The organism is Nostoc sp. DedQUE09 (assembly GCF_034530915.1).
Taxonomy (GTDB): domain Bacteria; phylum Cyanobacteriota; class Cyanobacteriia; order Cyanobacteriales; family Nostocaceae; genus Nostoc.
The window spans coordinates 1-22,841 of the sequence record NZ_JAVRCE010000038.1; the positions used below are offsets into that span (position 1 = coordinate 1).

Here is a 22,841-nt window from a genome sequence, read left to right on the forward strand (position 1 = left end):
ATCCCATACATTGGCGCTTTGGCGCTGTTGTAAGGTTGTTGTCATTGTTTTATAAGTGCGGTTAGTTATTTATGAATCAGGCGGTAAAGTTTTTGCCTGTGAATGTACTTTACACTGCTTTACAATTTTTAATCAAGTTTTATTACTACAGTAAATCTGATACGAGTTATCAGGTTTGCTTATTTAAAACCAAACAACGAGGCAAGAATACGCCAAAGTTATCTTTTGTATGACATTACATACTTGGTTATATGGCTCTTTAAAATCTGTGTCTAATTTATGTCTACTATTGCTCAACCGGAGTAACCCTCTGTTCGCGCAGGCTTTCGTAGAAGAGGGAACAATAAATTCTGATGGTTGGAAGCCACTTCGATTTGTAAAGACTGGCTCCTGTATTACACGAATTAAAAAGGGCTACAAGTATTATTTACTTACTTATCTGGGAATAATAGCTTTGTATATTACCGCTATTCTAAAAAATTAACCCTCAGCTTACCACTGAGGGCTTTTTTTGTTTGGCAAAATGGCATATCTCTAAATTACAAGGTTGCTATGGTATTTAAGTAGGATACATTCCATGCGAAAGTACTGACTTGCATTACCCCTGGTAGTTTGCCAGGGGTTTTTATTTTAACTGAGAGCGATCGCTCTTAAATATTTTGCTGAAAAATTTATTTTTAACGATTTTGAGATAAATAATTTTAGCATTCCCTGCTTTTGGGAATTAATTAGCGATCGCGATTTTAATTTAACCAGGGAATTGACAATAAATATAAGCTTATATCAAGTGGAAAAATCAAGTACAACGAATTAACGATGACAGACGCTAAAAATGTAATCGATGGAAACCTAGAGGTTTGCTGTACTTCTCCCGTGACTGGGTTTTACCGCGACGGTTTTTGTCGTACAGGTGGTCAAGATTTCGGTTCGCATGTCGTATGTGCCCAAGTGACATCAGAATTCCTGGAGTTTACCAAATCACAAGGAAACGACCTCAGCACACCTGTTCCTGATTTTAATTTTCCTGGATTGAAGCCTGGCGATCGCTGGTGTTTGTGTGCTTCTCGCTGGCAAGAAGCTCTAGAAGCGGGCGTCGCTCCACCCGTCATACTTTCAGCAACCCATGCTAGAGCTTTGGAAGTAGTTTCTCTAGACGAACTCAAAAAACATGCTCTAAGTTCGTCTTGATTGGGCATTGGGCATGGGTAAAGAGGCAGAGGGGCAGGGTGCGGGGGGCAAAGGGGAAAACTCTCCTCCCCTGCTCCCCTGCTCTCCTGCTCCCACTCCCAGTCCAAATCAACTCACTGGAACTTCAACAGGCAGTTCTAATACATTGATAACCGCAGAAATCAATTTATTAGGGTCAATTGGCTTAGATAAATGCTGCTGAAACCCTGCTGAAAGTGCTTCTAAGCGGTCTTCCTCTCGCGTGTATGCTGTTAAAGCGATCGCGGGGATACGTCCGCCTTTTTCTGGTTCTAAAGAGCGGAGTTTCCGAATAAGTGTATAACCATCTTGCCCTGACATGCCGATGTCGCTAATTAGGATATCTGGTTTTGCTTGTTCAAGTACCGCTAGCACTTCATCAACTGAAGCTACGGCAGTGGCAAAAGCCCCATACTCCTCAAACATAAAACTGAGAAAGTTACGGGTATCTGCTTCATCATCTACAACTAACACTCTTAATCCAGCAAGGGGCGTAGATGCTATAGGAGAGGAATTTTTTCCTGTTGCTTCTCTATTCCCCCTATTGTCTTGTAGAAGTGGTAGTCTTACAGTAAAGGTTGCTCCTTGCCCAGTGCCTGAACTTTGGGCAAAGATTGTACCCTTGTGCAGTTCGACTAAATGACGGACGATCGCTAATCCTAGTCCTAGTCCATTGTGCGATCGCGTTGTGGTGCTGTCTGCTTGGCGAAAACGCTCAAATACTTTGGGTAAAAACTCGGAACTGATACCAACGCCCGTATCGATAACTTCAATTTGGGCGTACTGAGATTTTAAATTTTGAATTTGGGATTGTAGATTACTGCTTTCATCAATGTTTGAAGAGGCTAAATTTTTACCATCAACTCCCAATCCAAAACCGTTCGACTGAGCGCTCACGCTGAAGTCTGAAATCGAAAATCCAACATGCTTTGATAGCCTAACCTCTACCCTACCGCCTTTAGGGGTAAACTTTATTGCATTAGTTAGTAGGTTCCAGACAATTTGTTGTAAACGGGCTGGATCGCCATAAACTGACCCTATCGAAGTATCCAGCACAGTATTTAATTGAATATCTTTTGGTTCTGCTAGGGGACGAACTGCATCTAATGCCGCCTCCATCACTGTGAGCAAATTCACTGCCGATACGTTTAACCGCAACTGACCACGGATAATTCGAGATACGTCCAAGATATCCTCAATTAGTTGCATCTGAGATATGGCGTTGCGTTCGATCGCCTCCAAAGCGCGGGAAGTGGCTTTTTCGTCAAGTTTCTTGGCGCGGAGGATTTTTGACCAGCCAAGCATTGAGGTTAGAGGTGTGCGGAGTTCATGGGAGAGAACAGCTAGAAACTCATCTTTCATCCGATTTGCAGCTTCTGCTTCCTGTCTTGCCGTTTGTTCTCGGATTACTTGAGCGCGGACTTCTTCTGCTTGCTTGCGTTCGGTAATATCTTCAAGAGTGCCTACATAACCTAACAAGTCTCCTTGACTGGAAAGCATCGGTGATGAGCGAACTTGAACCCAACGAATGTTACCGTGAGCAGCTTGAAAACGAAATTCTTCTGAGTATTCCCGACCTTCGCAAATGTAAGCAGACCAACTAGCGATCGCTCGTTCTCTGTCTTCTGGATGAACAGATTCCAGCCATCTCTTCTCTAAACTCTCTGCGGCTTTCAAGCCACAAATTATCTGATATCGGGGATTAGTATATTTACAGTCACCTTCGGTATCAGTTTCAAAAATGCCAACGGGTGAGCAGGTACTTAGCGATCGGAATCGTTCTTCACTTTGCCTGAGTTCAGTATTCACAGCTACCAATTGCGCTGTTTGTTGCTTGATGGCTTCTGTTTTCTTAAATAGTTCTACGAATACTGTGACTTTAGAAGTCAAGATATTAGGGTCTAATGGTTTGAGCAGATAATCAACAGCACCCAAGGCATAACCTTTAAACAGCATTTGGTCGCTGGTGCTAAAGGCGGTAAGAAAGATAATTGGAGTGTGACGCGATCGCCCCCGATTGCGAATTAAGGTAGCAGTTTCAAAGCCATCCATCCCCGGCATTTGCACATCCAGCAAAATCACCGCAAAGTCTTGATGCAGCAGACACCTCAAAGCTTCTTCCCCAGAAGTAGCTCTCACGAGATTCTCCCCTAATTTTTCTAGGATTGCCTCTAGTGCCAGCAAATTTTCTAGTTTATCATCCACTAGGAGGATGTTTACTTTCGATTCCATCTGCATCGGTTTATTTCTGTGATGATTGACAAAGCTTGACCATCTGGGAAGCAATGTTTGAGAGTGTCAAAATCCAGTCTACTGTAATAGCAGAAATTGCTGCCTCTGGCATAATGTCGCTCTCTGCTGTGGCAGGTTCTTGTACAATGGTAATTCCTCCCCGCGCTTTTATTTTCTTAAGACCTTGCATACCATCTTGGTTTGCTCCTGTCAATATTACACCAATAACTTCTTCTGTGTAGACATCGGCTGCCGACTCAAACAGCACATCAATAGATGGTCTAGCATAAGAAACAGGTTCGTCAGTCGAGAGAGCAAAGTGACCTGGTTCAACCAGTAAGTGATAATCTGCTGGGGCTATGTAAATATATCCCGTTAGTATTTCGTCCTTATCTTCCACTTCGCGAATTTTCAACAAGGTGGATTCTTGTAATAACTCCTGGAGTGTCTTATTAGATTCTTTGTGACGGTGTTGCACGATCGCGATCGGTACAGGGAAGTCTGCTGGTAAATTACCCAGGACAATTTTCAATGCTGATAATCCGCCTAAAGAAGTACCAATTACAACAATTTTAAACGACACTTGTTTCGCCCTCACACCTGTGGAATGGGGGTTATGTAAATAGCAAAGGGTATTTCATACTGAATCAGTCAGTATTTTCCTGCTTCTTTGCTCTTACCAGTAACCCATGTTTAGGTGCAAAAATCATTGCTATGATAAACAACAAGGTTTGTAACACCACTATACAACCCCCAGTTGCACCATCGATATGATAGCTGATGTAAGTCCCCATAACACTTGAAAATACGCCCGATGCCATTGCAATTAGTATCATGTGGTCGAAACGGTCTGTTAATAAATAAGCCGTTGCTCCTGGAGTAACTAACATCGCTACAACTAAAATAATTCCCACTGTCTGGAGTCCGGCGACAGCAGTTAGCGATAGTAATGATAGTAAAATATAGTGCAGCGCTCCTGTGTTCAAGCCGATGGAACGTGCATGAGTGGGGTCAAAACAAAATAATAGTAGGTCTTTGCGTAAAATAGCTATTGTTACTAAAGTAATTACGCTAATAATCACCGTTTGGATAATGTCTTCATTAGAAATACCCAAGACATTCCCAAACAAAATGTGCGTCAAGTCTACGCTACTGGGAGTTTTGGAAACTAGTACCAAACCTAGAGCGAAAAATCCTGTAAATACAAGCCCGATGACCGTATCTTCCTTAATTCTTGTCTTCGCTTTGATATAACCGATCGCAATAACTGAACCTACTCCAAAAACAAAAGCACCCACAGCAAAAGGGATATTTAAAACATAAGCAATTACAACCCCAGGCATTACCGCATGGGAAACAGCATCTCCCATTAATGCCCAACCTTTGAGGGTCATAAAACAAGATAAAACAGAACAAACCACCCCAACTAAGGCACTTACACAAATTGCCTTCACCATGAATTCATGCTGTAGTGGTGTAGTGAACCAGTCTAAGAATGCGAGAGTATTCATATTTTTATAACTTTAATCCAAGCAATATCAACTAAAAATTCTCAATCAATCAGATTCACTTTGATTTCCACGGATTAGCTGACTTTTGTTGAGAGACAAATCTCCAAGAGAACCGCCAAAAGTTCGTGAGAGATTCTCTTCTGTGAAAACTTCGGATGTATCACCATAAGCTAGAATAGTACGATTAATGAGTACTACTTGGTCGCAGAAAGTAGTGATAGATGCTAAGTCATGGGTAGAAATCAAAATTGTATGACCTTCCTCTCGCAATTCTAGTAATAAGTCAATCATTGCTTTTTCTGTTTTGATATCTACCCCAGTGAAAGGTTCATCTAATAGTAAAACTGTTCCCTGTTGTGCTAAAGCACGGGCGAGAAAAGCACGTTTTTTCTGTCCTCCAGAGAGTTCTCCAATTTGGCGATCGCGCATCGACCACATTTGAACCCTTTCCAAACTCTCCCTCACCACTCTTTGATCGTTCGCCGATGGAATTCGCAGTATATTCATGTATCCGTAGCGTCCCATCATCACCACATCATGGACACTTACTGGAAAATTCCAGTCCACTTCTTCTGACTGTGGTACATAAGCAACCAAGCTTTTTTTCTGTACACTTCTTATCGGTAATCCATTAATCAAAACCCGTCCTGTAACTGGTTTCAAAAAACCCATAATTGCCTTAAATAGGGTTGATTTACCACTACCATTCATCCCCACCAAGCCACTGATTGAACCTGTTTGAATTTGCAAAGAAGCACCATGTAAAGCAACTTTCCCGTGATAAGAAACTGTCAAATTTTCGACATCAATACTAATGGATTTCACAAAAAATCACCTCTAAAATTAATTAATAGTTTGTAGTGAGCGGCTCTAGTCATCTTTCCAAAGACGTAACGTTTTCCAGAGAACAAAATAGGACTAAATTCGTTACTACAAGCTTATTTTCAATAGTTAGATTTATTCTTGCATACTTGCTCATTTTTCCTCTAATCCCTGAGTTAGAGTATTAATATTACCTTCTAGCAACTTGAGATAAGTTGGTGCTGGCCCGTTTGCTGGAGACAGGGAATCAACATAAAATACTCCACCAAACCTTGCTCCTGATTCTCTAGCTACCTGACGTTGCGCTCCATCGTTTACTGTACTTTCACAGAAAACTACAGGTATTTTATTTTTTTTAACTATATCAATGACTTTTTCTAGCTGTTTGGGAGTAGCTTGTTGTTCAGAGTTGACTGCCCAAAGATAAGCTTCTTTCAAACCATAATCGCGGGTGACGTATGAGAAAGCGCCTTCACAGCTTACCATGTAGCGCTTGTCTGCTGGAACTACCGACACGGCTTTTCGCAGTTTCTCATCAACTTCCTTAATCTTTTGGCTGTATGCTTTGGCATTGGTGTTATAAGTCTCTGCATTCGCTGAGTCCAAATTAACCAATGCTTTACGAATATTCTCTACGTAAATTAAGGCATTTTCTGGTGACATCCAAGCATGGGGATTAGGTTTCCCTTTGTAAGTATCCTCCACAATTTCAACAGGCTTAATTCCCTCACTTAAGGTAACGTGAGGGACATTAGGGACACTGTTATACAATTTCTGTGCCCAACGCTCTAAATTCAGACCATTATTCAAAATTAGGTCTGCTTTTTGCGCCCTCACCAAATCACTAGGAGTTGGTTCGTAACCATGAATTTCTGCCCCTGGTTTGGTCAAAGATTCAACAATCGCCTTATCTCCTGCCACGTTTTGCGCCATATCTGCAATGACTGTAAAGGTGGTAAGAACTACTTTTTTACCTTTTTTATCTAGGTTGGTGTTAGTTGTGCCTGGGTTTGGACTTAACTGTGGTTGAGAATTGGAGATTGACGGGCTACACCCACTCAAACATAGCCACAATAGCAGCCCAGACGCTACAGCCAATTTTTGTCCGTGCTGCGGTAGTTGCATCTGAAAGTTATTGATATTAAATCTCATTATAGCAATTTCATAATCTTCTCACTTTTGTCTCACTTTAGCAGAAGTAAGATAAAAATGAAATAATTATGAAAATAATATCAGAGCCAAAAAGCGAACTTATTGCAATAAACTGTATTTCTGAGTTTTGATTTAACCTTGATTCCTTACTTTTGTTTTTTTAAAGGGCTTATTGAGTGAATCAAATATTTTTGTTATTTACATCACAAACAAATATTTTATTATTGTGAAATACTTTACAGACAAATATGATATTTCAACTTTTTTATATTTGATAAATTGCAAAACTAAATACATTATGAAAATACTTTTTTGTTAAACAAATAACTTTTAAAAGTTTAATATTTATTGTTTTGACAATTCATAAAAATTTACTTAAGCTAAAGGATAGGTTAAGCAAATCAACAAACGACAGCGATTTGATTTAGCTACATCAAGAATTGCTGTTGCAGACTATTGGCATAAGGAAATGAATCAAAACAAAAATTATTCCATGTAGGCAATTTAACCAAATTTGGCTACAAAAAGCTAAGACATGATTAAGCGTATTGAACCGCGCAGATATTGAACAGAATCCGATCAATTATGGATGGATACTTGTGGTGATGTTAGTGAGTATCCATAAATTATTGAAGCTTGACTAGCGATTTTAGATTTTTGATTAGAGTCTTCTAGTTTATATCTCGTCTGGGACGGAATAAATCTAAAAGATGCTCGCTAAGACTGCGCGATCGCCAATCCAAAATCCAAAATTTATTGACCAAAGTGCGGTAGATATGTCCAGGAGAAGACGATGCTTGAGTATTTGACATCTTTGAACGACCACAATTTGCCCTATCCAGATACGATTCATCCCATCGTTGTCCACTTCGTAATTGCGATGGTGTTGTTTTCCTTTTTCTGCGATGTAATTGGCTATTTTACTGGTAAATCCGGTCTTTTTGAGGTGAGTTGGTGGAATATGTTAGTTGCCACGATCGCCATCTTCGTCGCGATTATTTTTGGTCAGTTTGAAGCGGGTTTAGCACAGCCTTACAGTTTAGCGAAATCGGTGCTGAATTTGCATACGCTAATTGGTTGGTCGCTTTCAGGAATTATCACGGCGATTACAGCTTGGCGCTATGTAATTCGTGCCCGCAATCCTAAAAAAGTACCGATTTATTATTTGGGAGCCGGACTAATTTTAACCTTAATAGTTGGCTTACAAGTATATCTCGGAGATGAACTTGTTTGGGTGTATGGATTGCATACCGTACCAGTTGTGGAAGCAGTAAAGGATGGTGTGTTGCGATGAACTCAGAATTGATTAACCAATTAACCGACTCTCTAGGCGCAAACGGATTACCTTACGCAATTCCCATTCATCCCAACTTAGTCCATCTGACAATAGGTTTGTTCATCATTGCGATGACCTTCGATATTGCTGGTGTTCTGTTCCCCTTTGAAAAATGGGTCTTCAAATTTTTGGCAATTACTGTCGAACGTGACAACTTATTTGCTGTTGGCTGGTACAACATGTTAGCTGCCAGCATCATCACATTTTTCACAGTGGGAGCAGGTTTTTACGAAATGCTGTTGGCAACACCACCAGCGGATCTGAAGAGTGCCTGGGGATTGCAGGCAATGGAAACTATGCTTTGGCATGGTGTGGGTGGTGTGTTCTTATTAGCGCTGATTGTTGGCATGACCATCTGGAGAGCATGGCAGCGCTTCGTTTGGGGCAAACAAGAATATAAACAGACAGATAGAGAAGTGCAATGGATCTATCTGTTCGCAGGCATTGCAATCATGTTCGTTATGTACATCCACGGCACACTAGGAGCGCAACTAGCCGCCGAATTTGGCGTACACAATACAGCAGATAATTTGCTGCGATCGCACCAAGACCTCAACACAACGCTCAAATAAGTCATTTGTCAATTGTCCTTTGTCATTTGTTTAAAGTAACTAACCAATGACTAATGACCAATGACCAATGACCAATGACCAATGACCAATGACCAATGACTCTTGACCATGAAAATCCAGAAGATTTTAAATATTTTGACGCTGCTTACAGGCGCGATCGCAGTGACTGTTACGAGTCTCTGGATCGGCAAACAGGCTTACTCCTGGCTTCCCCCCCAAGCAGCAGCCGAATCCCTACTAATTGATGATTTGATTAGCTTCTTAGTAACCCTGGGTGCCTTCATCTTCTTGGGAGTAACAAGTACTCTGATGTATTCTGTGATCTTCCATCGGGCCATCAAAGATGACTTCACTGACGGCCCCCCGATTCATGGCAATGTCACTTTAGAAGTTGTCTGGACAGCAATCCCAATTCTTTTGGTGTTTTGGATTGCGGGTTACAGCTACCAAGTTTACGAACAAATGGGGATTCAAGGGCCATCGGAATTAGTTCATTTGCATAATCCGTTAGCAATGCAATCGGCTCATGCAGAACCAAATAATGCACCAGCTAACGCTTTAGCAGAACCTGTAGAAAAAATCGACGTACTAGCTAAACAATGGGCGTGGGTTTTTCATTACCCAGAAAAAGATATTACCAGTACTGAATTGCATTTACCGAGCGATCGCCGGATACGTTTAGCACTGAAATCACAAGACGTTCTCCACGGCTTTTATATACCTGCATTTCGCCTCAAGCAGGATATTATTCCCAACCATGCGATCGACTTTGAATTTACTCCCATCCGCCCCGGACAATACCGATTGACCGATTCTCAATATAGCGGTACATACTTTGCGACGATGCAGGCGAATGTAGTCGTCGAATCTCCTGAAGATTATCAGCAATGGCTAGCACAAGCTGCAACCCAAAAGCCAACCGTAGCAAAAAATCAGGCAGCTTCTGAGTATGCTCAAACATCTAATCAATCAGTCCAAACAGGTTGGGTTACAGTTCCACCTGCTGCACCTCCTCTAGTCAATTCACCTGGTTGAAAGGAAAGTAACCATGACTAATGTTCCTATTGAAGGTATTCTTCTCCCTGATGAGAAGCCTAACCACGAATCTTCAAGTAACTGGAAAGAATACTTCAGCTTTAGTACCGACCACAAGGTAATTGGTATCCAGTATCTCGTTACCTCATTTTTCTTCTTTCTCGTCGGCGGTATCTTTGCGATGGTGATGCGGGGAGAACTGATGACACCCGAATCAGATTTAGTAGATCGCACCGTCTACAACGGTATGTTCACTATGCACGGCACTATAATGCTGTTTTTGTGGACATTTCCCTCACTGGTTGGTTTTGCCAACTATTTAGTACCCCTGATGATTGGGGCGCGAGATATGGCATTTCCCCGCCTGAACGCCGTCGCCTTTTGGATGGTGCCAGTAGTCGGAATTATCATGATGGCTAGCTTCTTTGTCCCTGGTGGCCCAGCCCAAGCCGGTTGGTGGTCTTACCCGCCAGTTAGTCTTCAGAATCCCACAGGTAACTTGATTAATGGTCAAGTTCTCTGGCTCTTAGCGGTGGCAATATCCGGCGTATCCTCAATTATGGGGGCAGTAAACTTTGTTACCACAATCGTGAAGATGCGGGCCCCAGGAATGGGCTTCTTTCGGATGCCCTTGTTTGTCTGGGGAGTATTTAGCGCCCAGATTATCCAACTATTCGGACTACCTGCGCTCACAGCAGGTGCGGTAATGCTGCTACTCGACCTCACAGTTGGCACGAGCTTTTTTGACCCCAGCAAGGGCGGGAATCCAGTCATGTTCCAGCATTACTTCTGGTTCTACTCCCACCCCGCCGTTTACGTGATCATTCTGCCTGTCTTTGCGATTTTCTCAGAAATCTTCCCAGTTTATTCACGTAAACCTCTATTTGGTTACAAAGTAGTCGCTATTTCATCCATCTTGATTGCAGGAGTAAGCGGCATTGTTTGGGTACATCACATGTACGTCAGTGGTACATCAGGCTGGATGCGGTTGCTTTTCATGCTGACGACAATGTGCGTGTCTGTACCCACGGGAATTAAAGTATTTGCCTGGGTAGCAACTATTTGGGGCGGTAAACTGCGGCTAAATACACCCATGCTGTTTGCCTTGGGTGGATTAATCATGTTTGTCTTCGCCGGCATCACAGGCATCATGCTTTCTTCAGTGCCGGTTGATGTCCACGTTAACAATACCTACTTTGTAGTCGGGCACTTCCACTACGTCCTCTACGGCACCGTGACGATGGGCTTATTTGCTGCTATCTATCACTGGTTCCCCAAAATGACCGGGCGGATGTACTCCGAAAGCTGGGGTAAAATCCACTTCTGGTTAGCATTTATCGGCACCAACCTCAACTTTTTACCCATGCACCCCTTAGGATTGCAAGGGATGTTACGCCGAGTTGCTTCCTACGCCCCAGAGTATCAATTCTGGAATGTCATCGCTAGCCTCGGCGGATTTCTCTTAGGAATGTCCACCTTGCCCTTCATATTCAACATGGTGATTTCTTGGATGCAAGGCGAGAAAGCACCCGCCAACCCTTGGCGAGCAATCGGACTAGAGTGGTTAGTTTCTTCACCACCCCCAGTAGAAAACTTTGAAGAAACTCCCATCATCATCTCCGAACCTTACGGGTACGGCAAATCAGAACCCCTAACAGCCAACCTGCCAGAATAAACGCAAACTATCGGGAAGACGCAAAAATCCTCCGCTTACCTCTGCGCTTCCCTTTGCGTTACTTTGCGTTTCAAATTCATCCCTCAAAAAGCAAAATGGACAGCTATATCAATTCCGAAGAATTGCACCATCCAAGCGCAGAACACAGCCACGACGAAGAAGGCAACAAAATGTTTGGCTTCATCGTTTTCCTCCTGTCAGAAAGCGTCATCTTCTTAAGTTTTTTCGCTGGATATGCCATCTACAAAACAACAACCCCTAACTGGCTACCAGCTGGTGTTTCTGGACTAGAAATAAAAGAACCGGCAATCAACACAGTAATTCTTGTCGCTAGTAGCTTTGTAATTTACTTAGCAGAACGTGCCCTTCAACGCCACGACTTAGTGAAATTTCGCCTATTTCTCTTGGCAACAATGGCAATGGGAACTTACTTTTTAGTTGGCCAAGCGATTGAATGGAACGGCCTCGCCTTTGGTTTCACCTCCGGGGTATTTGGTGGAACCTTCTATCTACTTACAGGCTTCCACGGTTTGCACGTTTTCACTGGTATTTTGTTGCAGTTGATAATTTTGGTACGTTCTTTCCTACCTGGCAATTACGATACAGGTCACTTCGGCGTCAATGCAACTTCATTGTTTTGGCACTTCGTCGATGTTATCTGGATTATTTTGTTTGTCCTTATCTATGTTTGGCAGTAAAGATTGATGGGAAGGAAAACCCAGATAATTTCTCTGGGTTGGTGTATGTGGCATTGTTAATTACTTTTATGCCCCATACACCATTCACTGTAATAACTATATTTGGGTCTTAGTTCAACTTTTCAAATTAACCCTCTCCTCAAACTTTGACCCATCTTGATGAGATAAAAATTTTTCACTACTATGATAATTTCTTCGCCATTGTTCGAGCTTATCTATAGATATTGATTTAGATGTGACATTCACACCATTTCCTCGCCAAGCAACTTCTGCATCTGTTGTGAAAACTCCGCATTCTAATTGATCTAGCCTCATATTCCAATATTCGCTAAATCGGCCTTTTAAAGTAATAACTTGCTCAAATACCTTGTTTCTATGCTTATTTCTTCTTTTTCGTTCTGTTGCTCCAGTTGCTTCTGTATCAATAAACTTAGTTTCAATTAAAAAAAGACTACCTTTAAAGGTTAGGAAGACAAAATCACACTTTCCTAAATCTGTATAATCTGAAATTGGAGACTTTTCAAATAACAGCAATTCAGCGCACGAGGGAAACAATTCTTTAATATTCAGAAATAAATAAGCTTGCAATAGAAGTTCCTTATCATAAGGAAATAATATCACTCCTTCAAAAAATTTTTGAATGTCCTCGTGAGTTTGGGGTTGAATTTTTTTACAGTATGAAACAAATCTATGTAGCTCGTTGACAATCATCAAGTTCTAACTCCTTCCCCCGGTCGCAGCCTTAAGGGTCTTAGCATCAAAAGATACCACTATCTCAAGGAAATTATCATCCGCATAAGTAACTAAAAAAACGATTAAAATCCTGGATACTTAAGGCAATTTACTGTTGACAGTTCAATCAAAGGAATTTTTAAGTTGCTTTTCAGTATTGGTGGATTTTTGACTCCTGGCCTCAGCTACCAGTCAGCGATTTTATATGAGCAGGAAAACTGGCGTTTTGCAAAGCTTGAACGGTAATTCTGGAATCTTGTACACAAAATTGCCAACCTAAGCGAACAAGTTTACGAGAAGTTTCAGTTTGAATAATTCCAATCACTGGCATTTTTGCCTTTTCTTTGTCTACTGAATGGTCTTGTAAAATCGTTTTCAAGCGATGTAAATCTTCCATATTACCTGCTTGCTGGGGATTTAATTCCACCATTACCATTTGTACTGTTTCCACTGGCTCTGCATCTTCAAGAATAAATTGAGTTTGCTCGTCACGTCGGTCTACTTTTCCCCAAATAATCAATCTAGTATCAACTTGGAGTAAAGAACTAATGCGTTCATAAGTTTTCGGAAAAACTACAGCTTCTGATTGTGTAGTTAGGTCTTCTATTTGCAAGATTGCCATCTGATCGCCTTTTTTAGTCACCACTTTTTTGACGTTATTTAACATGACAACTGCACAAAGTCTTGTATCTTCCCTTTGTTCTCCCAGTTGTGAAAGGTTAATTGGTGTCAAAAGTGGTGCTATTTGCCGTAAGGATTTCAAGGGATGATCTGATACATAAAAGCCTAGTAATTCTTTCTCCATCTGCAACTTTTTCTGCGGGGGTAAATCTGTCACAGGTTTAGATTTGGGAGCAGTTTCAAAGGCATTATTTGCTCTTTTATTCTGAGTCGAAGAAAAGCCGTCGCCTAATAAATCAAATAGATTCCCTTGACCACTAGCTCTGTCTTTAGCACGAGATTGTGCCCAATCATACACTAATTCTGAGTCGTTAATTAACTGTTGGCGGTTGGATTCAATTTTGTCAAAGGCTCCACAGTAAATCAACGACTCCAGAGTTCGGCGGTTAACAGCACGCAAATCCACGCGATCGCAAAAATCAGCGAGTGATTTAAATTCTCCTGTCTCATTTCTCGCCTCCAAAATACAAGCGATCGCATTTTGTCCTACGTTACGCACTGCCGAAAATCCAAACAGAATCTTGCCTGCCGTTGGCGTAAAATCAACACCAGAACGATTTATATCTGGCGGATCTATGGATATCCCCATATTTGTACAGTTAGTAATGTATCTCTGTACCTTATCGGTATCACCACTGTTAGCTGTTAACAGCGCCGCCATATATTCCAATGGGTAATTAGCTTTTAAATATGCTGTTTGATATGTTACATAACCATAGGCTGTTGAATGAGATTTATTGAAACAATTGGAAGCTAGAAAGCCATTTTCTATCGTAAAATTATGGTCACGCTCAACCCCAATGTCATAAACATTTTGTTTGCCTAAATATTTACGTGTGGATATTTTTATCATCCTACCTTACCTCGAAAATTTTTGTGGAATTGAATAAAATTATGAAGTTTGTAGTATTAATAAGCTTATAATACAAAATTATATCATTAGAAAACACTGCTATACTCTTACACAAAAGTAGCAAATATATATGAAAACTTTGGCAAACTATTCAATAGACGGTTGATAGCCATGTATTTGCTGTTTTTCAAAACTTATTAAACACATTTCAATACATATTAATCCGCTTAGTCAGATGAATGGGGAATGGCGAGCAGACGAGAATAAGCAATGCCCAAAGCCCAATAACCAATACCCAATTTTGACCAATATGTACTAGAATCAATGACTTGAGTCATAAAGAGAGCAATCATGGCATCCATCCGCGAGTTGCACCAACAGCTGGTTAAAAAAGAACGTTCTGCCGTCGAAATTACCCAAGAAGCTTTAGAGCGCATTCAAGCGTTAGAGCCGAAATTACATAGCTTTTTATGTGTGACGGCAGACCGGGCATTAGAGCAGGCGGGTGCTGTGGATGCCAAAATTGCCGCGGGAGAGGAAATTGGGCTACTAGCAGGCATTCCTGTGGGTATCAAGGACAATATGTGTACCAAGGGAATTCCTACCACCTGCGCCTCCCGGATTTTAGAAAATTTTGTGCCGCCTTATGAATCAACGGCGACGCAAAAATTGGCAGATGCTGGGGCGGTAATGGTAGGCAAAACCAACTTGGATGAGTTTGCAATGGGTAGTTCAACAGAAAACTCTGCCTATCAAGTCACGGCTAATCCTTGGGATTTGTCACGAGTTCCAGGTGGTTCTTCAGGGGGTTCGGCGGCGGCGGTGGCGGCTCAAGAATGTGTAGTTGCTCTCGGTTCTGATACTGGCGGTTCGATTCGCCAACCTGCGTCTTTCTGCGGTGTTGTGGGGATGAAACCAACTTATGGTTTGGTTTCTCGTTATGGCTTAGTAGCTTACGCTTCGTCTTTGGATCAAATTGGGCCATTTGGAAACACGGTAGAAGATGCGGCAATATTATTAAGTGCGATCGCAGGTTACGATCCCAAAGATTCTACTAGTCTAAAAGTTGCCATTCCCAACTATGCTGCTAGCTTAAAACCAAACTTCAAACCCAGAGGTCAGCTGAGAATTGGTATCATTAAAGAAACTTTTGGTGAAGGTTTAGACCCTGTAGTGGAACAAGCTGTTACTAAAGCAGTAGATCAACTACAAAGTTTAGGAGCGGAAATTCATATAATTTCCTGTCCCCGATTTCGCTATGGCTTACCCACTTACTACATCATCGCCCCATCCGAAGCATCAGCAAACCTGGCTCGTTACGATGGCGTGAAATATGGATATCGCGCTCCTGATGCAGATAATCTGCTATCAATGTACACTCGTACCCGTGCCGCTGGTTTTGGTACAGAAGTTAAACGCCGGATTATGATTGGCACTTACGCCCTTTCGGCTGGCTATTATGACGCTTATTACCTGAAAGCGCAAAAAGTCCGTACTTTGATTAAGCAAGACTTTGAAAAGGCTTTTGGCGCGGTTGATGTGTTAGTTTGTCCCACATCTCCCACAACAGCATTCAAAGCAGGGGAAAAAACTACTGACCCCTTGAGTATGTATTTAACTGACTTGATGACTATTCCTGTGAATCTTGCTGGTTTACCCAGTTTAAGTTTGCCATGTGGTTTTGACGAACAGGGGCTACCGATAGGATTACAGCTAATTGGCAATGTTCTGCGAGAAGACCAATTATTTCAGATAGCTTATGCTTATGAGCAATCTACTACTTGGCATCTGCGTAAACCGCAAATATAGCTAAGTGCTGAGTGCTGTTAGCGGTAGCGGGGCGTTTAGCCCGTGCTGAGTAAAAATCCAGTTGTTTCAAGACTTTGAGCAATCAACACTGTCCTAATCTGTGTGACTACGGCTATATCTTGAAAATTGTCATTTGTCATTGGTTATTAATTCTTTTCCTTTACTCGGTAGAGACGCGATTAATCACGTCTCTCCACTTCCTTTGCCTTCTTGGTCATTTGTTAGTCTGATTACTGACTATTGACTGTTGATTATTATCTTCTGGAGTCAGGGATTCAGCTGTAAGTTGTGGATTAAGTATATGAAGAAGACCAGCAGATGCACCGACCAATAATAAAATATAGGTCAGAACAAGAGGTATGTATGTATTTTGTTTGTTTTCTAAATTGTGGTGAGCATTTTTAGAATCTTGACAGACAACATTGGTTACAAGGCTGTACGATAAAGCATTTCCATCCAGCCCTAAAGCATCTCCATAACGACGAATGAATCCTTGCAGAAAAATCGGCTCAGGCAATTCTTCAAATCGATCTTCTTCTAAAGCTTGCAAAATGCCTACTCGAAGCATTGTCTGAGAGGCTATTTCTTCTATGCGGATAGATTTTTCTTGTCTTACTTGTCGCAAGCGTGTGGTTATTTCCTTTAGTTGCTCTACTTGAGCTTCATTTAAGAGCGTCACAGTCTTCTCCTGTATGGGCTAATTCTACTATTCATTGAGAAGACTTCAATCCGCATACGTAAATTTACTGGATATTTGATTTTAGGATAAATTTTTTTGATAATGGCTTAATCCTGGATTTTAAAATGGTAATCGAACTAAAGCTAAGTATGTGACAAGCTACAATTAATACTTAAATAGCAAATAGGAAGGCGAAAAAGTCAAAAAGCTGTAACTTATAGTATAAGTATTTTGCCAACGGCTACTCTGGGCTGGGATAATTGCAGCGATCGCTAATGTTCTGCTCAATAACGATTAGTCGTCATTATTGATTGTGCCAACTGCTTGGTGATTATTAAATATGGCATTTGCTGCACCATATATATTGACAAAAAATCTTTCATTGGGTTCAACTTTATTATCACCTCTGACGCCAATACTAATAACTTTGCTAGTTTCGCCAGGGTTGAAAACAATTGTCCCAAACCCGAAATTGTAATCCGAGTCAGATTGTTGGGCAGTACCATCACTCGTACTATAATTTACGGCTATCGGTTGATAGAATTCATTCGAGAGAGTGACGACAAAATTGGCATTAGTTATCATTCCTATTGTGCCTTCTTTGACTAATACATCTGCAATGCTGATGGCTGGGGGTTGGTCATCATTTATGATAGTAGCCACTCCCAAGCTATCAGTAATTGTGGTGTTTGTAGCACCGAAGAGATTGACAGAAAATGTTTCGTTGGTTTCAGCTTTGTTATCACCTATGACACCAATAGCAAGAGTTTTGGTGGTTTCGCCAGGATTGAAAACGATTGTCCCGGAAGCAGGGTTGTAATCAGAGTCAGAAACTTTAGCAGTACCATCACTCATGTTGTAATTTACAGTAACCTGCTGTAAACTCGCTGCGGAGAGAGTAACGATAAAGTTAGCATTAGTTGTTGTGCCTGTGTTACCTTCAGCAATTGAGACATCCGAGATACTGACAGTTGTTAAGTTGTCATCATCAATGATGGTAGCGATTCCTAAACTATCTGCGATCGTCGCATTTGTCTCACCTGAAAGATTCACAGAAAATGTCTCGTTGGCTTCACTTTGGTTATCGCCGATGACGCCAATACTAAGAGTTTTGCTAGTTTCGCCAGGAGCGAAAATAATTGTTCCTGAATCAGAGTTGTAATCAGAGTCAGAAACTTGAGCAGTGCCATCACTCGTGTTGTAATTTACAGTAACCTGCTGATAACTAGGATTTGAAAGAGTGATAGTAAAGTTAGCATTAGTTGTTGTGCCTATGTTACCTTCAGAAACTGAGACATCCGAGATACTGATAGTTGGTTGATTATCATCGTTGCTGATGGTAGCAACTCCTAAACTATCTGCGATCGCGGCATTTGTCGCACCCAAAAGATTAACGGAAAATGTCTCGTCAGTTTCAAATTTGTTATCGCCTAAAACACCAATGCTAAGAGTTTTACTAGTTTCACCAGGATTGAAAGTAATCGTCCCTAAAGCCGAATTGTAATCAGAGTCACCAACTTGAGCAGTACCATCACTCGTGTTGTAATTTACAGTAATCTGTTGAGAACTAGGATTAGAAAGACTGATAGTGAAGTTAGCATTAGTTGTTGTACCTATGTTGCCTTCAATAACCGAAATATCCGAGATAGTAATAGTTGGTTGGTTGTCATCGTTGATGATGGTAGCAATTCCTAAACTATCTGCGATCGCGGCATTTGTTGCACCCAAAAGATTGACAGAAAATGTCTCGTTGGTTTCAGCTTTGTTATCACCGATGACACCAATGCTAAGAGTTTTACTAGTTTCGCCAGGATTGAAAGTGATTGTCCCGGAAGCAGAGTTATAATCAGAGTCAGCAACTTGAGCAGTGCCATCACTCGTGTTGTAATTTACAGTAACCTGCTGAGAACTAGGATTAGAGAGACTGATCGTAAAGTTAGCATTCGTTGTTGTACCTGTGTCGCCTTCAATAATTGAGACATCCGAGATAGTGATAGTTGGTTGGTTGTCATCATCAATGATGTTACCAACACCTAAACTATCTGCGATCGCCGCATTTGCCGCAGCCGAAAGATTAACAGAAAATGTCTCGTTGGTTTCAGCTTTGTTATCACCGATGACACCAATGCTAATAACTTTGCTCGTTTCACCAGGATTGAAAGTAATCGTCCCTAAAGCCGAGTTGTAATCAGAATCGGTAACTTGAGCAGTACCATCACTCGTGTTGTAATTTACAGTAATCTGCTGATAACTGGCATTGGAGAGAGTGACAATAAAGTTGGCATTAGTTGTTGTGCCTGTATTGCCTTCAGAAACTGAGACATCCGAGATGCTGATAGTTGGTTGATTATCATCGTTAATGATGGTAGCAACTGCTAAATTATCTGCAATCGCAGCATTTGTCGCACCCAAAAGATTGACGGAAAATGTCTCGTCAGTTTCAAATTTGTTATCGCCTACAACACCAATGCTAAGGGTTTTACTGGTTTCGCCAGGATTGAAAGTAATCGTCCCAGAAGCAGAATTGTAATCAGAGTCAGCAGCATTAGCAGTACTATCACTAGTGTTGTAATTTACAGTAATCTGTTGAGAACTAGGATTAGAAAGACTGATAGTGAAGTTAGCGTTAGTTGTTGTACCTGTGTTGCCTTCAGTAACTGAGATATCCGAGATACTAATAGTTGGTTGGCTATCATCATTGATGATATTTACTGTAGCCGAACTGTTAGTAATTGTGGAATTTGGCGCTCCAGTTATGAGGCTGGGGTTACTCAGGATAATAGTAATGTCTTCATTGAGTTCAAATACGTTGTCACCCAAAACATTGGCTGTAATTGTCTTTATGGTTTCCCCAACAGCGAAGTTTAAAGTCCCAGATGCAGTAGTTCCTCCACCCGTAACCTGAATATTGTTATAATCACTGCCAAAAGTTGCCGCACCGCTAAAAGCATAATCTACGGTACTAGCCACGCCAATACCACCACTGCGAGTAACTGTGAAGCTAACAGCTTGAGTACCACTATTACCTTCAGTTAAAGTTGAGGTGGGAGTGGAAATTGCATATTGAATCGCATCATTAGCAGCAATAGTTAGAGTAGTTTCAGTTATTGTCCCCAAATCAGCCCCTGTTAGCGTGCCGAAGTTAAGTACAACTGTTTCTGCATTCTCAGGTAAATCGTCTGGATTAATAGTAAAAGTAATTAGCTGTGTTAAATTTGCACCTGTTGCGCCAGCACTAAAGGAGATGGTAGTGGGGGAAAAAGTGTAATCGTTGCCATTAGTAGCGGTGCTACTGTTTTTAACAACAATAGGAACTGTGACAGCCGTTTCAGGAGAGGCATTTAAGGTAACAGAAATAGTTACTGTAGTGGCGGTACTATCTTCTGTTGTATTGTACGTAGCAGCACCAAAGCTGACTTTTGGAAGCACATATTCAAATGCTCCAATGTCAATTCTCCCGCTTTCAATCCGGTTAAAATCTGTGCCGCGTTGGTCGGTAGTTAAGCTACCATTGTAAGCGGGATCGCCAGCATTTCTGGCAGGACTGTTAAAGTATAGAGCATGAGTTTGCGTCGAACCACCGTAATCTCCTAACGGTTTGAGTCCGGGGTTGGGGTTAATAATATCTGTACCCGTACCCAAAGTCCCCGATATTTTACCAGTAATTTTGCCAATCAGGTTGTAACCATTACCATTGAAGTTGGCACCAGAGATATCGGCTCCTTGATTGCCTAAATCAATGTTGCCAGCAATGATGCTGTTGCTGATGCTCCAAGTACCAGCAGATCTATAAATACCGCCACCATTACCTGCGTTATTGTTATCGCTATCAGCGGTGTTGCCAAATATAGTGGTATTACTTACTGTGCCACCGCCAGAATAGATACCGCCGCCGTTGACTTTTACGGTGTTACTGGAAACAGTGCTATTAATAAGTGTGGTAATGGTGCTGTAGATGCCACCGCCATTAGTGTTCGCTGTGTTGCTAGAAATAGTGCTATTGGTAGCTGTGACACTACTAGTGCTGTAGATGCCGCCGCCGCTAGCGTTCGCTGTGTTGCCAGAAATAGTGCTATTAGTAGCTGTGACACTAATAGTGCTGTAGATGCCTCCTCCAAGGGCCGCTATGTTGCCAGAAAGATTACTATTGCTCACTGTGACACTACTAGTGCTGTAGATGCCGCCACCATTACTACTGCCTGCATTTCCCCCAGTTATCTTCAACCCATCAATTGAGAGGAAGGCACTAGCATTAAAAATACGGGAAGTATTGTTACCACTGATGGTGAGTTTATTCGCCCCAGTTCCTTGAATGATCACTCCTTCAGTGATATTCAATTCCCCAGAAGTGAGGGTAATAGTGTCGGGGGTAGCATCACCGAATATCCCAGTCTGATCAAAGATAATTGTCTCAATCCCTGGATCGTTATTGGCATTGATAAGAGCTTGCCTTAACGAGCCAGTACCACTGTCATTGATGTTAGTTACTATGTAGGTGGTGTTATCTACTTTGATAGATACATCGTCAATGGCTAAACCATGATCGTTGCCTCCATCATCTATATCTTCCCAACGCAATATAATCTCTTCACCGTTAGCGATTGGGGTCGCTAGATTAAATATTACAGGCGTTATAACAACTCGATTGGCAATTTGATTGCCATTCAGAGCGCCCACAGTTGTAGTTGCAATTGGTCCAGTGAAATCTAGCGAGGTGACAGGCGTCCATGTTCCTGTTGTTAAACTTGTGATAGTTGACCCAGTTTGATAACTGAATTTCAACTGTTGCTGGGATGTATTACCACTATTACGCCATTGTTCACCTGTGTAACTTACTTGCAACTTAGTAATTGCTGAACCTGTGTTGTTTTGGAGGCGCAATCCATAATAAATAGTTCCTGTAGTACCAGAAGCTACAGAACCAAGTGCCCGATCTGGGTTATTAGCACTACCAAAACTGTACAATCCACCTGTGTTATTACTGCCAGTACCAGGGCTGTAAGTTGTTCTCGTAGAATACCAGCCCGAAATAGTTGAATCATTAACCCAAGGTGGTGTTCCAGAAAGAGCTAATGAGTTAAAGTTTTGAGAGTATGTGCCAGTAAAACTAGCTGGCAAAATCGATTGATAAGCCTGTATTACTTCAGGTTGAAATGCCAGAGAAGCCTCAATTTTCCCTGTCTTCACTTCTAAATTCCAGTCGCCACCTAAAGCTGCGCTTCCGGTTTTGTCAGTGGAAGCGGCAACATCTGCTCCAGTAATTTGGCTAATCTGCTGTACAAATTTTGTGCCTTCACCACTGGCTACATCACAGCCATAAAGTAGGATGTCAGCTTTATCAGTTAAAGCACTTACCCACTTTTGTAACTGATTTTTGTAGCTATCCAGATTGCTAAGGTTGAAGTTGATTGACCCTAGTTGCAAACTCCCCAGACTTCCATGAGAAACAATGTGAATTGATTGAACTGAATTGGATTCACGTTTTGCTAGAAACTCGGTAATTTGTGTTAAACCGTCTATATTGGCATCAAGAATAACAACTTCACTGCCGAGTATGATACCAGCGATTAAGCTTTGGTAATCTATAACTTTTGGATCTATAAAAACAATATTTTTGCTTGCATCTATTAATTTTATATTAGATTTGTTTTTGGTTTTAGGATGAGAATTGTCTGGCTTTTCTATCATAATTATTATTCCTTAAATATAATTTATTAGCTTTGGCTTAGTAATATTTTTCGTGCATAACAAAATAGAAAGTGAATGGCTCTGCATTCGCTTTCATTCCAAAATGAAATCGGTAATTAAACCTATTATTTAATAAGACAAAACCGCAATATTTTTAGTT

At 41.4% G+C, this 22,841-nt stretch carries 19 protein-coding genes; 7 read left to right on the top strand and 12 right to left on the bottom strand.

All coding sequences use genetic code 11. The annotated features are described in order from the left end of the window. Positions 1-816: 816 nt before the first annotated feature. A complete protein-coding gene (locus tag RMY27_RS21980) occupies positions 817-1,188 on the top strand; it encodes a DUF2237 domain-containing protein (protein ID WP_322666773.1) in 372 nt (123 codons plus the stop codon). A 108-nt stretch (positions 1,189-1,296) separates the two neighbouring features. Here the strand turns inward: RMY27_RS21980 and RMY27_RS21985 are convergent, their stop codons facing one another. The 6 genes from RMY27_RS21985 to RMY27_RS22010 form a co-directional block, all read right to left on the bottom strand. Continuing rightward, entirely contained in the window at positions 1,297-3,444 is a 2,148-nt protein-coding gene (locus RMY27_RS21985) for a response regulator (RefSeq protein ID WP_322666774.1), read from the bottom strand. 4 nt (positions 3,445-3,448) lie between these two features. Then, positions 3,449-4,021: a chemotaxis protein CheB gene (locus tag RMY27_RS21990; RefSeq protein ID WP_322666775.1), complete on the bottom strand. Its 573-nt coding sequence runs from the start codon at positions 4,019-4,021 to the stop codon at positions 3,449-3,451. Positions 4,022-4,085: 64 nt separating this feature from the next. After that, complete coding sequence (locus tag RMY27_RS21995; RefSeq protein WP_322666777.1) at positions 4,086-4,949, bottom strand: metal ABC transporter permease; 864 nt, start codon at positions 4,947-4,949, stop codon at positions 4,086-4,088. Between the two features lie 45 nt (positions 4,950-4,994). Further along, positions 4,995-5,774: a metal ABC transporter ATP-binding protein gene (locus RMY27_RS22000; protein ID WP_322666779.1), complete on the bottom strand. Its 780-nt coding sequence runs from the start codon at positions 5,772-5,774 to the stop codon at positions 4,995-4,997. A gap of 150 nt (positions 5,775-5,924) precedes the next feature. Continuing rightward, positions 5,925-6,923: a metal ABC transporter substrate-binding protein gene (locus tag RMY27_RS22005; RefSeq protein WP_322666781.1), complete on the bottom strand. Its 999-nt coding sequence runs from the start codon at positions 6,921-6,923 to the stop codon at positions 5,925-5,927. Positions 6,924-7,594: 671 nt separating this feature from the next. Next, positions 7,595-7,735: a hypothetical protein gene (locus tag RMY27_RS22010; RefSeq protein WP_322666783.1), complete on the bottom strand. Its 141-nt coding sequence runs from the start codon at positions 7,733-7,735 to the stop codon at positions 7,595-7,597. Between RMY27_RS22010 and RMY27_RS22015 the strand changes: the two genes are divergently transcribed. The 5 genes from RMY27_RS22015 to RMY27_RS22035 all read left to right on the top strand — a co-directional run bounded on the left by RMY27_RS22015 (position 7,717) and on the right by RMY27_RS22035 (position 12,239). After that, the gene (locus RMY27_RS22015) at positions 7,717-8,217 is read left to right on the top strand and encodes a DUF2231 domain-containing protein (RefSeq protein WP_322666785.1); all 501 of its coding nucleotides are present in this window, start codon (positions 7,717-7,719) and stop codon (positions 8,215-8,217) included. The two genes, RMY27_RS22010 and RMY27_RS22015, sit on opposite strands and share 19 nt — an antisense overlap. After that, positions 8,214-8,831 carry a DUF2231 domain-containing protein gene (locus RMY27_RS22020; RefSeq protein ID WP_322666787.1) on the top strand — a complete coding sequence of 206 codons (618 nt, stop codon included), beginning with the start codon at positions 8,214-8,216 and terminating at the stop codon, positions 8,829-8,831. The genes RMY27_RS22015 and RMY27_RS22020 overlap by 4 nt, the downstream gene beginning before the upstream one ends. Positions 8,832-8,939: 108 nt before the next feature. Continuing rightward, entirely contained in the window at positions 8,940-9,866 is a 927-nt protein-coding gene (locus RMY27_RS22025; protein WP_322666869.1) for a cytochrome c oxidase subunit II, read from the top strand. Between the two features lie 13 nt (positions 9,867-9,879). Next, the gene (gene ctaD / locus RMY27_RS22030) at positions 9,880-11,541 is read left to right on the top strand and encodes a cytochrome c oxidase subunit I (protein ID WP_322666789.1); all 1,662 of its coding nucleotides are present in this window, start codon (positions 9,880-9,882) and stop codon (positions 11,539-11,541) included. Between the two features lie 95 nt (positions 11,542-11,636). Then, positions 11,637-12,239, top strand: a complete 603-nt coding sequence (locus tag RMY27_RS22035) for a heme-copper oxidase subunit III (RefSeq protein WP_322666790.1) — start codon at positions 11,637-11,639, stop codon at positions 12,237-12,239. A gap of 114 nt (positions 12,240-12,353) precedes the next feature. Here RMY27_RS22035 and RMY27_RS22040 read toward each other — a convergent pair whose 3' ends face one another. From RMY27_RS22040 to RMY27_RS22050, 3 genes are all read right to left on the bottom strand, one after another. Beyond that, positions 12,354-12,950, bottom strand: a complete 597-nt coding sequence (locus RMY27_RS22040) for a hypothetical protein (RefSeq protein WP_322666871.1) — start codon at positions 12,948-12,950, stop codon at positions 12,354-12,356. 202 nt (positions 12,951-13,152) lie between these two features. After that, positions 13,153-14,505: an OB-fold nucleic acid binding domain-containing protein gene (locus RMY27_RS22045; RefSeq protein WP_322666791.1), complete on the bottom strand. Its 1,353-nt coding sequence runs from the start codon at positions 14,503-14,505 to the stop codon at positions 13,153-13,155. Positions 14,506-14,732: 227 nt separating this feature from the next. Then, complete coding sequence (locus tag RMY27_RS22050; protein WP_322666792.1) at positions 14,733-14,858, bottom strand: hypothetical protein; 126 nt, start codon at positions 14,856-14,858, stop codon at positions 14,733-14,735. Between RMY27_RS22050 and gatA the strand changes: the two genes are divergently transcribed. Then, complete coding sequence (gene gatA, locus RMY27_RS22055; RefSeq protein ID WP_322666793.1) at positions 14,857-16,314, top strand: Asp-tRNA(Asn)/Glu-tRNA(Gln) amidotransferase subunit GatA; 1,458 nt, start codon at positions 14,857-14,859, stop codon at positions 16,312-16,314. The two genes, RMY27_RS22050 and gatA, sit on opposite strands and share 2 nt — an antisense overlap. 214 nt (positions 16,315-16,528) lie before the next feature. On the opposite strand, the gene RMY27_RS22060 is transcribed toward gatA, so the two are convergent. From RMY27_RS22060 to RMY27_RS22070, 3 genes are all read right to left on the bottom strand, one after another. Next, complete coding sequence (locus RMY27_RS22060; protein WP_322666794.1) at positions 16,529-16,993, bottom strand: helix-turn-helix domain-containing protein; 465 nt, start codon at positions 16,991-16,993, stop codon at positions 16,529-16,531. A 165-nt stretch (positions 16,994-17,158) separates the two neighbouring features. Further along, positions 17,159-17,281: a hypothetical protein gene (locus RMY27_RS22065; protein WP_322666795.1), complete on the bottom strand. Its 123-nt coding sequence runs from the start codon at positions 17,279-17,281 to the stop codon at positions 17,159-17,161. A 6-nt stretch (positions 17,282-17,287) separates the two neighbouring features. Continuing rightward, entirely contained in the window at positions 17,288-22,681 is a 5,394-nt protein-coding gene (locus tag RMY27_RS22070) for a Calx-beta domain-containing protein (protein ID WP_322666796.1), read from the bottom strand. Between the last annotated feature and the right edge of the window lie 160 nt (positions 22,682-22,841).

What these genes read in the sequence shown, in the direction of transcription:
- RMY27_RS21980 (WP_322666773.1), top strand. Translation starts at nt 817, where the DNA reads ATGACAGACGCTAAAAATGTAATCGATGGAAACCTAGAGGTTTGCTGT.
- RMY27_RS21985 (WP_322666774.1), bottom strand. Translation starts at nt 3,444, where the DNA reads ATGCAGATGGAATCGAAAGTAAACATCCTCCTAGTGGATGATAAACTA.
- RMY27_RS21995 (WP_322666777.1), bottom strand. Translation starts at nt 4,949, where the DNA reads ATGAATACTCTCGCATTCTTAGACTGGTTCACTACACCACTACAGCAT.
- RMY27_RS22005 (WP_322666781.1), bottom strand. Translation starts at nt 6,923, where the DNA reads ATGAGATTTAATATCAATAACTTTCAGATGCAACTACCGCAGCACGGA.
- RMY27_RS22015 (WP_322666785.1), top strand. Translation starts at nt 7,717, where the DNA reads ATGCTTGAGTATTTGACATCTTTGAACGACCACAATTTGCCCTATCCA.
- RMY27_RS22010 (WP_322666783.1), bottom strand. Translation starts at nt 7,735, where the DNA reads ATGTCAAATACTCAAGCATCGTCTTCTCCTGGACATATCTACCGCACT.
- RMY27_RS22020 (WP_322666787.1), top strand. Translation starts at nt 8,214, where the DNA reads ATGAACTCAGAATTGATTAACCAATTAACCGACTCTCTAGGCGCAAAC.
- RMY27_RS22025 (WP_322666869.1), top strand. Translation starts at nt 8,940, where the DNA reads ATGAAAATCCAGAAGATTTTAAATATTTTGACGCTGCTTACAGGCGCG.
- ctaD (WP_322666789.1), top strand. Translation starts at nt 9,880, where the DNA reads ATGACTAATGTTCCTATTGAAGGTATTCTTCTCCCTGATGAGAAGCCT.
- RMY27_RS22035 (WP_322666790.1), top strand. Translation starts at nt 11,637, where the DNA reads ATGGACAGCTATATCAATTCCGAAGAATTGCACCATCCAAGCGCAGAA.
- RMY27_RS22040 (WP_322666871.1), bottom strand. Translation starts at nt 12,950, where the DNA reads ATGATTGTCAACGAGCTACATAGATTTGTTTCATACTGTAAAAAAATT.
- RMY27_RS22045 (WP_322666791.1), bottom strand. Translation starts at nt 14,505, where the DNA reads ATGATAAAAATATCCACACGTAAATATTTAGGCAAACAAAATGTTTAT.
- gatA (WP_322666793.1), top strand. Translation starts at nt 14,857, where the DNA reads ATGGCATCCATCCGCGAGTTGCACCAACAGCTGGTTAAAAAAGAACGT.
- RMY27_RS22050 (WP_322666792.1), bottom strand. Translation starts at nt 14,858, where the DNA reads ATGATTGCTCTCTTTATGACTCAAGTCATTGATTCTAGTACATATTGG.
- RMY27_RS22070 (WP_322666796.1), bottom strand. Translation starts at nt 22,681, where the DNA reads ATGATAGAAAAGCCAGACAATTCTCATCCTAAAACCAAAAACAAATCT.